Below are 15013 nucleotides of genomic sequence, written 5' to 3' on the forward strand. Positions count from 1 at the left end.
TCACACGAACAGGAGACGAGAAACAGTGAGCGAGCAGAACATCATCAACTGGGAGCGCGACGCCGACGGCATCGTCGTCCTCACCATCGACGACCCCAACCAGGGCGCGAACACGATGAACGACGCGTACATCGACTCGATGAAGGCAACGGTCGATCGCCTGGAGTCCGAGAAGGACAACATCGCCGGCGTCGTCATCACCTCCGGCAAGAAGACCTTCTTCGCCGGCGGCGACCTCAAGGGCATGATCAAGCTCGGCCCCGAGAACGCCGAGGACATCTACAACCGCAGCATCGGGATCAAGAAGGATCTGCGTCGCCTCGAGACGCTCGGCAAGCCGGTCGTCACCGCGATCAACGGTGCCGCGTTGGGCGGAGGCCTCGAGATTGCTCTCGCCACGCACCACCGCGTCGCAGCGGACGTGAAAGGCGTCAAGATCGGCCTTCCCGAGGTGACCCTGGGCCTCCTTCCCGGTGGCGGTGGCGTCGTCCGCACCGTGCGCATGCTCGGCCTGCAGAACGCTTTGATGGGTGTGCTGCTTCAGGGACAGCAGCGTGGCCCGGTCGCCGCGAAGGAGACCGGACTGATCGACGAGGTCGTCGGCACCGTCGAGGAACTCGTTCCCGCAGCCAAGGCATGGATCAAGGCCAACCCCGAAGGCGGCGTTCAGCCGTGGGACAAGAAGGGCTACAAGATCCCGGGCGGCACCCCGTCGACCCCGGCCTTCGCGGCGAACCTTCCGGCATTCCCAGCGAACCTGCGTAAGCAGATCAAGGGTGCCCCGATGCCCGCACCGCGCGCCATCATGGCTGCCGCAGTGGAGGGTTCGCAGGTCGACATCGACAACGCTCTCGTCATCGAGGCGCGCTACTTCACGTCCCTCGTGACCGGACAGGTCGCGAAGAACATGATTCAGGCGTTCTTCTTCGACCTCCAGGCCATCAACGGCGGCAAGTCTCGCCCGGACGGCATCGAGAAGACCGCGATCAAGAAGGTCGGTGTGCTCGGTGCCGGCATGATGGGCGCCGGTATCGCCTACGTGTCCGCCAAGGCAGGCTTCGAGGTCGTCCTCAAGGACGTCAGCATCGAAGCAGCCGAGAAGGGCAAGAACTACTCGGAGAAGATCGAGGCCAAGGCACTCTCGCGCGGCAAGACCACGGAGGAGAAGTCGAAGGCACTCCTCGATCGGATCACTCCGACTGCCGATCCCGCAGACTTCGCGGGCGTCGACTTCGTCGTGGAGGCCGTCTTCGAGAGCCAGGAACTCAAGCACAAGGTGTTCCAGGAGATCGAGGACATCGTCGATCCCAAGGCGCTGTTGGGCTCGAACACCTCGACGCTTCCCATCACGGGTCTCGCCACGGGTGTGAAGCGTCAGGAAGACTTCATCGGCATCCACTTCTTCTCGCCGGTCGACAAGATGCCGCTGGTGGAGATCATCCGCGGTGAGAAGACGTCCGACGAGACGCTGGCGCGCGTGTTCGACTACGTGCAGGCCATCCGCAAGACGCCGATCGTCGTCAATGACTCGCGCGGTTTCTTCACCTCGCGTGTCATCGGCACGTTCATCAACGAGGCCATCGGCATGCTCAAGGAAGGTGTCGAGCCCGCAACCATCGAGCAGGCGGGCCTGCAGGCCGGCTACCCGGCGGCACCGCTGCAGCTCTCGGACGAACTGAATCTGACGCTCATGCAGAAGATTCGCAAGGAATCCAAGGAAGCCGCAGAGGCCGAGGGCAAGGAACTTCCCGCCGACCCGGCCGGCGACGTCATCAACACGCTCGTCGAGAAGCACGACCGCAAGGGCAAGCTCGGCGGTGCCGGCTTCTACGACTACGAGGACGGCAAGCGCACCGGTCTGTGGGCGGGCCTTCGTGAGGAATTCGGTAGTGCCGAACTCGATGAGGTCCCGTTCGAGGACCTCATCGAGCGCATGCTGTTCATCGAAGCCATCGAGACGCAGAAGTGCTTCGACGAGGGCGTCCTGATGACCAGTGCCGACGCCAACATCGGTTCGATCATGGGAATCGGCTACCCGGCGTGGACCGGTGGTGTGCACCAGTACATCGTGGGCTACGAGGGCGGCCAGGCCGGCTTCGTGAAGCGGGCGGAAGAACTCGCTGCCAAGTACGGCGAGCGCTTCACGCCTCCGGCGTCGCTGAAGTAGGCGGCTCCGCCGCCCGTGAGTGGTTAGCGAGTGCAGAGAGTCGCTAACCACTCACGGAGGAAGTTGTCCCCAGTCCTGGGTATTACTCACAGGACTGGGGGATTTCTCTGTTTCGAGGATTTCCGGGTCGGTCGCCGCGGTCACCGTGGCAGCATGACCAATGCACTGAAGGAATTGGCCGTCTCCCAGTTCGGTCTCGTCACTCATTCACAACTTCACGCCCTCGGCTACCCGCGAAGTCGGGTTCGTCATCGGGTGGAATCCGGTCGATGGCAGGCGGTCCTGCACGGCGTCTACGCCGTGAGCACCGGGCCGATCTCGAGGGCCGCCACCCTGGAGGCTGCACTTCTGTTCGGGGGCAACGGTGCTCTGCTCAGTCACTACACGGCGGCCGAGGAGTGGGGAATGATTCGCGCGGAGGACGCCAGGCCGGTCCACATCACGGTTCCGTACGGACGATCTGCGATCTGTCAGGGGCAGACAGTGGTGGGGTCCGAACTTGCCGCAAGCAGTCTGTGCCATCAAGAAGGCGCGGCGGTACATCCTGGTGTGGCCGTTCATCGTTCGCGGGCCCAGAACTTCATCGGAGTCGAGATGGATCAGCCGAGAACGACGAGGGCAGATACGGCTGTCGACCTTGCAGTGGAACAAGACACTGCGGAAGAGGCGTATGCGTCATTGGTGCGCACGGTCGGCAATTCCCGAATACCGCTCGTCGACATTCGTCGAAGACTGGACGAGCGACGGCCACGCAGGTATCGAAAGGTACTGGCCGATGCAGTGCGTCTACTGGCAGAAGGTGTTCAATCGCTGCTCGAGTACCGCTACGCAGTCGACGTCGAGAGTGCACATGGGATTCCTCCTGCGCTGCGTCAGTCACCTGTGGTGGTGGACGGCCGGACCTTGTTCGAGGATTGCGACTACAGCCCGTACGGAGTTCCGCTGATCGTCCGGTTGGACGGGCGCGGTACACATTCGATGGCCGAGGTGGCATTCCGGGATCGCCGGCGTGACAACGCGGCGGAGCTGGCTCGACGTCCCAGGCTGGTCTATGGATACGACGAGGTGACGAAGAACGCGTGTGAAGTAGCGAGGGAAGTGGAGACGGTCCTGACGCGTGAAGGATGGGTCAGAACGCACCCGAGTCCCTGTCGGGCCTGTGAGTGGTCAGCGAGGGCAGAGACTCGCTAACCACTCACAGGGGTCAGGCTTTCCACCACGGGCGCAGGGGAACCTGTGCATCTCCCTTGGGTGTCAGCTTGACGGCAACGACCTGGTGGAGCTGAACCACGTTGCGCTCGAAGCCGAGTCGAGAGCCGGCCATGTACAGACCCCACACGCGTGCCGTGCCTTCGCCGACCTCTTCGACGCACGCATCCCAGTTGTCGACGAGGTTCTTGCACCACCCGGCGAGTGTCAGCGCGTAGTGCTCGCGCAGATTTTCCTCGTGACGCACTTCGAGGCCGACGTTCTGGATCTCGGAGATGATGCGTCCCGACCCGGTGAGCTCGCCGTCCGGGAATACGTAGCGATCGATGAATCCGCCGGCCTTCGTTTGGCTACGGTTGTCCGGCCGCGTGATGCAGTGGTTGAGGAGCTTCCCGCCCTCACGCAGCTTGTCACGCAGAAACGAGAAGTAGGCAGGGTAGTTTCCGACACCGATGTGTTCGGTGAGACCGATGGAAGAGATCGCGTCGAATCCCGTTTCGGGAACGTCTCGGTAGTCGGAGAATCGAACCTCGGCGAGTTCGGCAAGTCCTTCGTCGGCAATCGCTTTGCGCGCCCAGTCGGCTTGTTCCTGGGACAGTGTCACGCCGATCGCCTTCACTCCGCGTCGCGCCGCGTAGCGGACCATCCCGCCCCAACCACATCCGATGTCGAGCAGTCGGTCTCCGGCTTGGAGCCCGAGCTTTTCGAACACCAAGCGGTACTTGTTTTCCTGTGCCTCTTCGAGCGTGTTGTCTGCGTTCTCGTAACAGGCACACGTGTAGGTCATGGACGGACCGAGGACGCGCTCGTAGAAGGCGTTCGATACGTCGTAGTGGTGGTGAATCGCTTCGGCGTCGCGGGTGCGGGAGTGCCGCAGCCCCTCGGCGACTCGCCGCCAACGGGGGAGATGTTCCTGCGGGGGAGGCGCGATTGGCCGCAACACGTCCCATCCCAGCGACCTTGTGATGGTCGCGAGAGTGAGGGCGGACGGACGGCGGAAATGCAGTTCGTCGCCCATGATGCGCAGGATCTCGTAGGGGTCGCCCGGGTGGACGCCGACCGCTTCCAGATCACCCGCGACGTATGCCCGTGCCATTCCGAGGTCGCCGGGCGCCGTTGCCAGGTAGGTGGTACCGCGGGTGGTCTTCAGATGCAGTCCGTACGGCGCGTTCTCGGGGCCCGCGGAGCTGCCGTCGTAGGCGGTGAAACGGAGCGGAAGCATTCCGTCGGAGAGCGTCTCGAGGATTTCCGCGATGGAGAGTCTGTGGTCTGTGCCCTGCGTGGCAGGGCCTTTCAGAGTAGTCATCGTCTTTGTACCGCCTTCGAAAAGAGATCCAACAAACGGGATTCGGAATCGTATTTTTGTTTCAAAGCCGCGTAATGCTCGCCGCCGTAGTAGAGGCGTTCGAAGTCCTCACGCGAATAGAAGGAGTCGGAGTACAGCGACTTGTGTCCGTCGAAATCACTGACCTTCTCCTCGATGAGTCGGTTGGCCGCGCCCTCGGGTTCACCGGCGACGACGGGCACCGAAGACCAGAAACCGATGTTCACGTAGGTGCGTTTCGGCTCGAGCGGGTACAGCGGCCACGGCCGCTGTGCGGAGGCGCCGGCGGGCGCGGGCTCACGCAATCGCAGCGGGCACAGCCACAGCGGTTCGATCGGGACTTCTTCGAGGAACCAGTGAACGAAATCTGCGGTTCGTTCGATCGGCACCTCGACGTCTTGGACGACGCGCTCGCGGGGCGGGTTGCCTTTGCGGTGCTCGATACGGTCGCCGATGTCCCATCGGTGATCGAGGGCGATGATCTTCCAGTAGAAGCTGCTGCGTAGCAGGCTTTTCGGCCAGAACCTGCGAATCTTCGGGTTCTGCGCACCGAACGCACGAGAGCACCAGAACCAGTCGGTGTCCCACCGCCACAGGTAGTCACGGATGGTGAGCCGGTCGGTTTTCGGGTGATTGATCGACGAGTGCTGAATCGAGCGGTAGAAGATGTCGTTGCCGGTGTAGTCGCTGACCGGACCGCCTTCGTCGGTTTGTCGTCCGAGAATCAGGTAGCTCTCGTGCGCTGTGAACACGACGCCGTCGAGGTAGTCGACGGTTTCGCCGTCGTATTCGCGGTCGTTCACGATGCGGTCCATCGTGGTCTGCAGCTCCTCCAGGGAGTCGAATCGCAGATGGCGCAGGGCGACATACGGTTTCACGGGTTCGAGCTGGATGCGAAGGCGGATGGAGTACCCGAGTGTTCCGTAGGAGTTGGGGAAGCCCCAGAAGAGGTCCGCGTACTCGCCTTCGGGCCGCGCAGTGACGATTTCTCCCGAGCCGGTCAGTACGTCGATCTCGAGTACCGACTCGTGAGGAAGTCCGTTGCGAAACGATGTGGATTCGATCCCGAGTCCGGTGACCGCGCCGCCGAGCGTGATGGTCTTGAGTTGCGGTACGACCATCGGCGCGAGCCCGTAGGGCAGCGTCGCGTCCACGAGGTCCTCGTATGTGCACATACCCGATACGTCGGCGGTGCGGGCATCGGTGTCCACCGAGATGACGCCGTCGAGGCCGGAGACGTCGAGGCCGGGCGCGGAGTTCTTCGCTCGCGCACGAAACAAGTTGGACGTTTTCTTCGCGAGGCGAATGTTGGCGTCCCGTGGAATTGCGCGATACGAGGTGAGGAGTCGCTCGACCCCGGCACGATGGGCCTCGGGGCCACGCAGGGTGGGGGTCCCGCGGGAATCGGATGGACGACGACCCGCCCGCAGGCTTTTCATGAGTTCGACCGAAGAGACAGCCACAAGGTCGACGCTAGCGCTGAATCGTTGTTCCGGCTATGTAAATTTCGACTACTTGCGAACACTTCGCGCAACCGACATCGAAAAGTGAGCTACCTCACATTGGAAAGTCGCGTCTTCGCCCGCCGCCTGCATCTGCAGGCAGGATGGAGGCGTCCGATTTCATGTGCAGGTTTCGTCACGCAATTTCGTCGTCAAAGGGAGTGCCATCGTGGGCCAGGTCAGTGCCAGCAGTTCGATCACCGTTTCGTCGTCGCCCGAGAAGACGCTCGCAGCGCTTTCCGACTACGACACGGTACGCCCGCGGATTCTCTCGGAGCAGTACCTCGACTACCGCGTGATCGAGGGCGGTCAGGGCAACGGCACCGTGGCCCACTGGATCCTGAAGGCGACGGAGAAGCGCTCCCGCGACATCGAGGCGACGGTCACGGTTGCCGGCAACACCATCACCGAGACGGACGCGAACTCCTCGCTCGTCACCACCTGGGTGGTCGAGCCCAGCGGTGCAGGTTCGACCGTCACCACCAAGACGGAATGGAAGGGCGCGGGTGGAATCGGTGGGTTCTTCGAGAAGACCTTCGCCCCGCTCGGCCTGAAGAAGATCCAGGCCCAGGTTCTGGAGAACTTGAAGGCAGAGTTGGCCTGACCGGTCACGGACTACGCTGACACACACACGCAGAGAGGACCACGTTCAGTGCAACCAGGTGGACAGCCCGACATGTCGCAACTTCTCCAGCAGGCGCAGCAGATGCAGGAGCAGTTGATGGCGGCTCAGCAGGAAATGGCAGAGGCGGAGGTCACCGGCCAGGCCGGAGGCGGTCTCGTGACGGCAACCGTCAAAGGCACCGGCGAGGTCGTCGGACTGAAGATCGACCCCAAGGTGGTCGACCCCGAGGACGTCGAGACTCTGCAGGATCTGATCATCGGCGCGATCGAGGATGCCTCGGGCAAGGCGCAGGAGTTCGCCGCCGAGAAGCTCGGACCGCTCGCCGGCGGCATCGGTGGCGGAGGCGGATTCCCCGGCCTCCCCGGCATCTAGAGGACGCACGTGTACGAAGGTCCAGTTCAGGACTTGATCGACGAGCTCGGAAAGCTTCCCGGCGTCGGACCGAAGAGTGCGCAACGTATCGCGTTCCATCTACTCGGGGTCGAGCCGCCGGAAATCGACCGTTTGCAGAAGGCCCTGCAGAGGGTGCGGGACGGCGTGCAGTTCTGCATCGTGTGCGGCACGGTCTCAGACAAGGAGAAGTGCCGGATCTGTGCAGATGCGCGCCGTGACCGGACCCTGATCTGCGTGGTGGAAGAGCCGAAGGACGTTCAGGCTGTCGAACGGACCAGGGAGTTTCGCGGCCTCTATCACGTCCTCGGCGGAGCTCTGGATCCGTTGTCCGGTGTTGGGCCCGATCAGCTTCGTATCCGGGAGCTGCTGGGGCGTATCGGTAATCAGGTCGACGGCGTCGACGTGTCCGAGGTCATCATCGCGACGGACCCCAACACCGAGGGCGAGGCCACCGCGACGTACCTGGTGCGGATGCTTCGGGATTTCCCTGGGTTGAAGGTGTCGCGTTTGGCTTCCGGATTGCCGATGGGCGGCGATCTCGAGTTCGCGGACGAGCTGACGCTCGGACGCGCGTTGTCGGGGCGTCGGGAGCTGTGACGGCGCCCAAGCGCACAGCCGACGAGACGCGCACGCTCATCGTCGAATCGGCGGGCAAGGCGTTCGCCACCCGCCCGTACCGGGAGATCACGCTCAAAGACATCGCCGAGGACGCCGGCGTGAGTGCACCGCTGATCATCAAGTACTTCGGTTCCAAGGAGCAGCTCTTCGACGAGCTCGTGGATTTCACGTCGGCGGCGGAGATGATGTTCGATGCTCCGCTGCCGAAACTCGGGGAACGGTTGGTGACACTGTTCACGCGACCTCTCGAGGAATATCGGCCGCTCTCGATGAACATCCTGTCCATGAGCGGTGCCGGTGAGGAGAGCAGTGCCAAGCTGCGGGACAACTACTCACGTCAGGTGATCGACGGATTGGCTGACCGCCTCACCGGTCCCGACGTGCGGTTACGCGCCGAGCTGGTCCTGTCGATGCTGATGGGACTCGCCCTCATGCGGCGCCGGATGATGCAGAACCAGGCGGCGGGATCGTCGGCGGAAGTGGTGGCGACGTACGCACCGTTGGTGCAACGACTGTTGGACGGTGCGACGGTCTGACCGTTTGCGAGGTAAACGACGATTCACCTAGCCTGGTGAACATCCATTTACCTCGCAGGACAGGCGGTGCCGCGTGACGACCTCGATCGAGTCTCCCGGTGCGCCCAGTCTCGAGATCGAGAGCGGCGGGTCCCGGTTCCTGTTCCCGATTCTGTGCGGGGCAGCGATCTTCTATGCGGTGATGCAGACGGTCATCATTCCGCTTCTGCCGGTTCTCCCCGGGCTCACCAACTCGAGCCAGGTCGCGGTGTCGTGGATGGTGACGATCACCCTGCTGGTCGGCGCGGTGATCACTCCCATCTTCGGACGGCTCGCCGACATGTTCGGCAAGAAGCGGCTTCTGCTCACCGCGTTCGTGATGATGACGTTCGGATCGCTGCTGTGCGCTGTGTCCTCCGACATCGCCGTCCTCATCGGTGCCCGCGCACTGCAAGGGGCGGGCGCGGCAGTGATCCCGATCGGGGTGTCCCTGCTGCGTGACGAACTTCCGCCGCACAGGGTGAACAGCGCGATCGCGATGATGAGTTCCACGCTCGGATTCGGTACGGCGCTGGGTTTGCCGTTCTCCGCTGCGATCGCCGAGTTCTACAACTGGCACATGCTCTTCATCGTGACGACGCTCATCGGTGTCGTTCTGACGATCGCCACGGTGGTGTTCGTGCGCGAATCACCGATCGGCGCCTCCGGTCGATTCGACGGAGCCGGTTCGGTCGGGCTCGCCGCCGCATTGGTGTGCCTGCTCGTTCCGATCACCCAGGGCGGCACCTGGGGCTGGACGAGTTCGGCGGTTCTCTCGACGTTCGCGGCTTCGGCAGTGTTGTTCGCGCTGTGGGGTGTTCACCAGTGGCGACGCGAGAGCCCGCTGGTCGATCTCCGGGTGTCCATGCGTCGCGCGGTGTTGATCCCGAACGTGGTGGCGCTGCTCGTCGGGTTCGCTTTCTTCGGCAACACCCTCATCACCACCCAGCTGTTGCAAACTCCTTCGGACGGCGCCGGCTACGGTCTCACCATCGTGCAGGCCGCGCTGTGCCAGCTGCCGACGAGTGCCGCGATGATCATCTTCGCTCAGGTGGGTGTGCGCATCACCGAACGCTTCGGGTCGAAGGTCACCATGATGTGTGGTGCCGTCGTGTTGACCGGCGGCTACATCGTGCATGCCATGGGCGGCAAGGATCTGTGGCTGGTGATCACCACGCTCGGAGTCACCGCCATCGGTACCGCCCTGGTCTACAGCACGCTGTCGATTCTGATAGTGCGCGCCGTGCCTGTCGAGATGATGGCAGCGGCCAACGGCGTCAACGTGCTGCTGCGGACGGTCGGCAGCACGGTGTGCAGTGCCGTGGTGGCGACGATCCTGGCCGCCCACCTGGTGGCCGGCACCCACTTCAGTACCGAATCCGGATTCACCGGCGCCTACCTGGTGTGCGCGTTGTTGTCGGTCATCGTGTTGATCGCCTGCGTCGCGCTGCCGGGGAGGAATACGCAGATGAAGAAAGTCTGTGCCTGACTCGTATATCGGCGCGGGCCGCGACTACGGCGACGTAGGATTGTTTCGGCTGTGGCCGAGGAGATCGCATGAGTCAGATGATCGGCAGGTTGTTCTCCGTCTTCTTCGTTCTGTTCTTCATCGGATGGCTAGCCTTCGACATGCCAGTCGCGCTGGGCATCGTTTACGAGGGGAACAGTTTGTATGCGCGCGAGATCGACCCGATTTTTCGGGATCCGCCATCGTGGCTCCAGACCATCAGTTGGTTCGCGTTTGCGTATGGTCCCTTCTACGCGGCGGCCGCATACGGGTTCGTTCGTCATACGTCGTGGTTGCCGTACGTGGTGTTGCCGCTTGCCGGGATGATGGTCGCGACCACCGCGATCTACATGATCGAAGACGCGACCGGCGACGTGCAGCCATTGGATTGGGCAGCGTTCTACTTGCTGAACGGGCCGTATATCGTCGTGCCCGTACTGGCTGCGTCCTGGCTGATCGTGGCCGGACAACAGCGGGTCGATCGGAGTCCGACGGCGAGTCCCTGACACCGCGCGTCGCCACGATTCGTACGTGATCCCGAAGGACGCAAGCACACCCCTGCGCGGGTGGTTCTACGTACGGCACGAGCGGTGTTTCGCCGCCGTTTCTCATGAGTCTCGTCGAGGTGTTGTGACATGACTCACATTGCTGTATGGTCGATAGTGCGGAACGAGGAAATGTACCTGTGAGCAGAGAAAACTCGTGAAGCAGAGATCCGGCCGAGAATGCGAAAGCGTTCCCGGCCGAACCCCTGTAAGGGGTGCTCTATGCGAGGCGCTCGCGCCTGAGCTGGCTCACTTCGGGGAGATCGAGGGGTGTCAGCTCGGACACTCCGAGCGCTCGCATCAGCAGTAGATCCGCCAACTCCGGGTTTCGGGCGAGAACCGGACCGTGCATGTACGTGCCGATCGCCGAACCCTGGACGACGCCCTCGTTGCCGTCACCCACGCCATTGCCCACGCCCCGGGAAACCCTGCCGAGAGGCTCGGCATCCGCACCCAGCGAGGTACCGCCGCGGTGGTTCTCGAAACCGGTGAGCTGTGCAGTCAGGCCGTCGAGTCGAGGCGCGGTGACCACCTCCCCGATGGACCGATTCTCCTGCGGCGAGGTGGTGGCATCGAACATCGAGATGCCTTCCACGCGTTCACCTGCCGACGTCTCGTACCACCTGCCGAGTACCTGGATGGCGGCGCAGATGGCGAGGACCGGTGCACCACGTTCGGCGGCCTGCTGGAGGCCCGGGTACCGCGTGAGGTGACGGGTCGCCAGACGTTGGGCGGAGTCTTCGGCGCCGCCCAACGTGTACACGTCGAGAGACTCGGGAACCGGATCGCTGAGCGTGATCTCCACGATCTCCGCGTCCAGACCGCGCATCCGCGCCCGCTGACGAAGGATCAGGGCGTTGCCACCGTCGCCGTATGTGCCCATGACATCGGGCAGTACGAGACCGATACGGAGGGTCGACTCAGCCATTGTGGGCCTCCTTGGCGATCGCCGTGTTGAGGTCGCGGAACGCCGTGTAATTGGCCAGCACCTCGACACGGCCGGGTGGGCAGGAGGCTATGGCGCGCAGCGGATTCCGTTCGAGAGTGTGATCCACGCCCGCATAGGTGAGTCGCACCGCGAGATCGGTACCGCGTTCACCGGCGGCGATCACTTTCACTCCCTCGAAGTGCTCGAAACGGACGTCCCACAGCCACGACAGATCCTCCCCATCGGGGACCTGCCCGTTCACGGCGATGACCAGACCGTCGACGGTCGGATCGATCATGGACAGTGCTTCCTGCCAACCGGCGGGATTCTTCGCGAGCAGCATGTGGACGGAGTGGGGGCCGACCTGGACCGTGCTGTAGCGGCCCGCGACGTCACGAACCGTCGAGGCTGCGGCGACAGCGTCCTCGGCTCGCGCTCCCATCACCACAGCAGCGGCCACGGCCTGAGCAGCGTTGCCGCGGTTTGCCGTTCCAGGCAGCGCGAGCGACATGGGGGTGACCTGGCCGTCGGGCCCGTACAGATTGTCGTCGTCCAGCCACCAATCAGGTTCGGGACGTGCGAAATCGGATCCCGTACTGCGCCAGTGCGTTCCCTCCCACACGATGGGTTCTCCCGTGCGCGGGCAGCTGGTGGCGTCGCCGACCCAACCGCTTCCGGCCGCGACCCATACGACGTTCTTCGCGTCGTAGGCGACGGAGGTGACGAGCACGTCGTCGCAGTTGGCGATGATCACGGCGTCGGGATGTGCGGCCACACACGCGCGTAGCTTCCGCTCGATCATGTTGATCTCACCGACCCGGTCGAGCTGATCTCGCGTCAAGTTCAGCAGCACGATCGCCTCGGGGTTCACGGCGTCCGACACGTGCGGCACGTGCAGTTCGTCGACCTCCAGGGCGGCGACGGGTGCCTCGATGTGAGAGCTGAGGGCGGCGACGATTCCCGCGTCCATGTTGGCGCCGTCGGCCTGCGTTGCGACGTCGCCGAGTGTGGCGAGGGCCGCGGCCGTCATGCGGGTGGTCGTGGACTTGCCGTTGGTGCCGGTGACGACGACGGTGCGGCGATCACGTCCGAGCTGTGTCATCAATGAGGGGTCGATCTTCAGGGCGATCAGCCCGCCGATCATCGACCCCTTGCCGCGTCCCGCCTTCTGCGACGCCCACGAGGCGGCTGCGGCTGCGCGAAGGGCCAGTTTGCCCCGTGTCGTGATCCCGGTGCTTCTGCTCACCGAGCGAGTTTGGCACAGGCGTCCGCGCTTTGCCGATTCGCGCCTGCGTGGCGGCGGCGCCCGTGATGACCACCACCCCGCCGATCAGCGTCGCGGCGCTCGGACGCTCGCCGAGGACAACCCAGGATGCGGCGATTCCGACGATCGGAACAAGCAGTGAGAACGGGGCGACCGCACTGGCGGGGTTACGCGTGTGGAGCACGGTCCACAGGCCGGAGCCGACGATCGTTCCGAATACCACGATGTACGCCAGTCCGAGGACTGCCGGAATGCCGTCGGCGTCGAACGATCCGGCGAGGATCGTCCATCCGGTTGTCGGCCCTTCGAGCGTGGCGGACAGCGCCAGCATCGGTATCGGGGGAACGACGCACATCCACAGCATCAGGCGCATCGGCTCGGTGGTTGCGGCCTTACGGTTGCCGATGTTTCCGAATGCCCAGGAAAGCCCCGCGAGCAGGGTGAGCAGCACCGGGATCAGGGCGGCATGTCCCGCTCGGTCCCAGCCGATGATGCTCATTCCGGCAACGGCGACGGTGAGTCCGGCGATCTGGATCGGGCGGAGCTTTTCCCTCAGGAGAAGGGCGCCGAGCAGAACGGTGAACGGCGCGGACGACTGCAGGACGAGTGATGCCAGACCGGTGGGCATTCCGGTGTCCATTGCCCAGAACAGGAACGCGAACTGGCCGAATCCGAAGCCGGCGCCGTAGAGCAGGAGCCACTTCAGCGGCACCTGTGGTCTCGGGACGAAGAGCACGACCGGCACTGCGATCACGAGGAAGCGCAGTCCCGCGAAGAAGTAGGGCGGGAAGTGGTCGAGGCCTACCCGGATCGCAAGGAAGTTCAGACCCCACAGCAGTACCGAGGTGAGGGCGATCATGCGGTCACGGGGATTCATGGGATTAATCGTGAGTCATGCAAAGGTTCAGGACAAGCGACTATCCGTACACTATCGATGTAGGTTTACTACATGGATGCGCATCGCCTCCTGGTCCTCCGGGAGTTGGCCGACCGTGGAACGGTCGCCGCCGCCGCGCAGGCCCTGTCCATGACGCCGTCAGCGGTCTCGCAGCAACTCAAGATCCTGTCGAGGGAAGCCGGTGTGGGACTGCTCGAGCTGGACGGCCGACGTCTGCGACTCACCGACGCGGGCCGCGCCCTCGTGGTTAGAGCAGACGACGTGCTCGCCGCGCTCGACCGCGCCACCGCAGAGATGGAGTCCTACCGCGGGTCCCCGCGTGGACTGGTCCGAGCCGCACTCTTCCCTTCGGGCGCCGGACTCCTGCTGCCCAGGATCATCACGGCACTTCAGGATTCGGGCGTGGACCTCGAAGCGCGGGACGAGGACCTACCTGCCTCGGCGGTTCCGGCCCTGCTCGCGGACTACGACGTCGTCCTCACTCACCGGGACGAGCGCGCCGTGGACAGCTCCTCCTCGAGAGTTCTGGCCGAACCGCTCATGCGTGAACCGATCGACCTGATTCTCCCGCCCGATCATCCACTGGCATATGAGGATTCGGTCCGGCTCGAGCAGTTGTCGGACGAGGCGTGGATCAGTGTGTGCGGCGGATTTCCCGTCGACGACGTGCTGCTTTCGATCGCAGCGGCCACGGGAGTTCAGCCTCGAGTCGTCCAGCGAATCAACGATTTTCGGGTCATCGAGGAACTGGTGGCGGGAGGTCACGGGGTTGCGCTGCTCGCCCGGCACTCGGTTTCCCATCCGGGAGTGGCGCAGGTGCGCCTCGCGGGTGTGCGTGCAGCCCGCATCTACGAACTCGCTCGTCGACCGTCGGCGGACGAGCGTCCCGCCGTTCGGACCGTGCTCGACGCGTTTCGAACGGTGGTCGCCGACGTCCTCGCAGCAGACGACGACGTCAGCCGAGTGCCTTCGCCTTGAGGGTCTGGTACTCCTCCTCGGTGATGGTCCCGGAATCGAGGAGAGCCTTCGCGTCCGCGATGTGCTCGGCGGGTGACTTGCCGACCACCTCGCGGATGTAGGTCTCTTGCGCCTCCTGCGCGTTTCGCACCGCTGCCGAAGAGCGTTGCGCCATCCCGTCGCCTTTCACGATCAGATAGACGAGGGAAGTGAGCAGGGGGACGAGGAACAGGAAGAGCACCCAGACCGCCTTGGCCCATCCGGATGTCTTGTGGTCACGGAAGAGGTCCGTGATGATCGTGAACAGCAGGATCAGGTACGCCACGAAGGCGAAGCTGACGATGATGACCCAAAGGAAGTCCCAAAAAGAGTCCATATCTCACTATCGCACCTGAGGCTGCGCCTGTGAGTGGTGTGGGAGTCTGTGGAGGACCAAAACAAACACAGGGGCGGCGGGGGGAAAGTGGGCGGGTGAACCCGGGCCCCCCCGCGCGCCCGGGAGCGGTGGGGGTCGAGGTGGCG

The 15013-nt window shown here is 63.8% G+C and carries 14 protein-coding genes and 1 pseudogene; 9 read left to right on the forward strand and 6 right to left on the reverse strand.

Annotation, left to right across the window (positions count from 1 at the left end; translation table 11 throughout):
- Nucleotides 1-25 precede the first annotated feature (25 nt).
- Both ACFWO3_RS17240 and ACFWO3_RS17245 read left to right on the forward strand, forming a co-directional pair.
- Nucleotides 26-2167: a 3-hydroxyacyl-CoA dehydrogenase NAD-binding domain-containing protein gene (locus ACFWO3_RS17240; RefSeq protein ID WP_378579917.1), complete on the forward strand. Its 2142-nt coding sequence runs from the start codon at nucleotides 26-28 to the stop codon at nucleotides 2165-2167.
- Nucleotides 2168-2320: 153 nt separating this feature from the next.
- Nucleotides 2321-3358: a type IV toxin-antitoxin system AbiEi family antitoxin domain-containing protein gene (locus tag ACFWO3_RS17245; RefSeq protein ID WP_378579919.1), complete on the forward strand. Its 1038-nt coding sequence runs from the start codon at nucleotides 2321-2323 to the stop codon at nucleotides 3356-3358.
- A gap of 13 nt (nucleotides 3359-3371) precedes the next feature.
- Here the strand turns inward: ACFWO3_RS17245 and ACFWO3_RS17250 are convergent, their stop codons facing one another.
- Both ACFWO3_RS17250 and ACFWO3_RS17255 read right to left on the reverse strand, forming a co-directional pair.
- Nucleotides 3372-4682, reverse strand: coding sequence for a class I SAM-dependent methyltransferase (locus ACFWO3_RS17250; protein WP_378579921.1), 1311 nt, complete (start codon nucleotides 4680-4682; stop codon nucleotides 3372-3374).
- A complete protein-coding gene (locus ACFWO3_RS17255) occupies nucleotides 4679-6130 on the reverse strand; it encodes an FAD-binding oxidoreductase (RefSeq protein ID WP_378580089.1) in 1452 nt (483 codons plus the stop codon). The genes ACFWO3_RS17250 and ACFWO3_RS17255 overlap by 4 nt, the downstream gene beginning before the upstream one ends.
- A gap of 241 nt (nucleotides 6131-6371) precedes the next feature.
- On the opposite strand from ACFWO3_RS17255, the gene ACFWO3_RS17260 reads away from it, so the two are divergent.
- The 6 genes from ACFWO3_RS17260 to ACFWO3_RS17285 all read left to right on the forward strand — a co-directional run bounded on the left by ACFWO3_RS17260 (nucleotide 6372) and on the right by ACFWO3_RS17285 (nucleotide 10405).
- Nucleotides 6372-6806 (forward strand): SRPBCC family protein, encoded by a 435-nt coding sequence (locus ACFWO3_RS17260; protein ID WP_378579923.1) that lies wholly within the window; start codon nucleotides 6372-6374, stop codon nucleotides 6804-6806.
- Nucleotides 6807-6854: 48 nt separating this feature from the next.
- Complete coding sequence (locus tag ACFWO3_RS17265) at nucleotides 6855-7199, forward strand: YbaB/EbfC family nucleoid-associated protein (protein ID WP_378579925.1); 345 nt, start codon at nucleotides 6855-6857, stop codon at nucleotides 7197-7199.
- A 9-nt stretch (nucleotides 7200-7208) separates the two neighbouring features.
- Nucleotides 7209-7817: a recombination mediator RecR gene (recR, locus tag ACFWO3_RS17270; RefSeq protein ID WP_378579927.1), complete on the forward strand. Its 609-nt coding sequence runs from the start codon at nucleotides 7209-7211 to the stop codon at nucleotides 7815-7817.
- Nucleotides 7814-8374 carry a TetR/AcrR family transcriptional regulator gene (locus ACFWO3_RS17275; protein WP_378579929.1) on the forward strand — a complete coding sequence of 187 codons (561 nt, stop codon included), beginning with the start codon at nucleotides 7814-7816 and terminating at the stop codon, nucleotides 8372-8374. The genes recR and ACFWO3_RS17275 overlap by 4 nt, the downstream gene beginning before the upstream one ends.
- A gap of 73 nt (nucleotides 8375-8447) precedes the next feature.
- Nucleotides 8448-9881 carry an MFS transporter gene (locus ACFWO3_RS17280; protein ID WP_378579932.1) on the forward strand — a complete coding sequence of 478 codons (1434 nt, stop codon included), beginning with the start codon at nucleotides 8448-8450 and terminating at the stop codon, nucleotides 9879-9881.
- Between the two features lie 68 nt (nucleotides 9882-9949).
- On the forward strand, nucleotides 9950-10405 hold the full coding sequence (locus tag ACFWO3_RS17285; protein WP_378579934.1) for an EXPERA domain-containing protein: 456 nt from the start codon (nucleotides 9950-9952) through the stop codon (nucleotides 10403-10405).
- Between the two features lie 259 nt (nucleotides 10406-10664).
- Here ACFWO3_RS17285 and ACFWO3_RS17290 read toward each other — a convergent pair whose 3' ends face one another.
- From ACFWO3_RS17290 to ACFWO3_RS17300, 3 genes and pseudogenes are all read right to left on the reverse strand, one after another.
- Nucleotides 10665-11372 (reverse strand): type 1 glutamine amidotransferase, encoded by a 708-nt coding sequence (locus ACFWO3_RS17290; RefSeq protein WP_378579936.1) that lies wholly within the window; start codon nucleotides 11370-11372, stop codon nucleotides 10665-10667.
- A complete protein-coding gene (locus tag ACFWO3_RS17295) occupies nucleotides 11365-12618 on the reverse strand; it encodes a MurT ligase domain-containing protein (RefSeq protein WP_378579938.1) in 1254 nt (417 codons plus the stop codon). The genes ACFWO3_RS17290 and ACFWO3_RS17295 overlap by 8 nt, the downstream gene beginning before the upstream one ends.
- Nucleotides 12617-13513 (reverse strand): annotated as a pseudogene (locus tag ACFWO3_RS17300) (EamA family transporter); the annotation flags it as partial. The gene ACFWO3_RS17295 and the pseudogene ACFWO3_RS17300, both read right to left, overlap by 2 nt.
- Nucleotides 13514-13585: 72 nt before the next feature.
- Here ACFWO3_RS17300 and ACFWO3_RS17305 point away from each other — a divergent pair.
- Nucleotides 13586-14512: a LysR family transcriptional regulator gene (locus ACFWO3_RS17305; protein ID WP_378579940.1), complete on the forward strand. Its 927-nt coding sequence runs from the start codon at nucleotides 13586-13588 to the stop codon at nucleotides 14510-14512.
- On the opposite strand, the gene ACFWO3_RS17310 is transcribed toward ACFWO3_RS17305, so the two are convergent.
- Entirely contained in the window at nucleotides 14490-14867 is a 378-nt protein-coding gene (locus ACFWO3_RS17310; protein ID WP_378579942.1) for an SHOCT domain-containing protein, read from the reverse strand. The genes ACFWO3_RS17305 and ACFWO3_RS17310 overlap by 23 nt on opposite strands.
- Nucleotides 14868-15013: the final 146 nt, after the last annotated feature.

The organism is Rhodococcus sp. NPDC058521, from assembly GCF_042719695.1.
In the GTDB taxonomy this organism is placed as follows: Bacteria; Actinomycetota; Actinomycetes; order Mycobacteriales; family Mycobacteriaceae; genus Rhodococcus_F.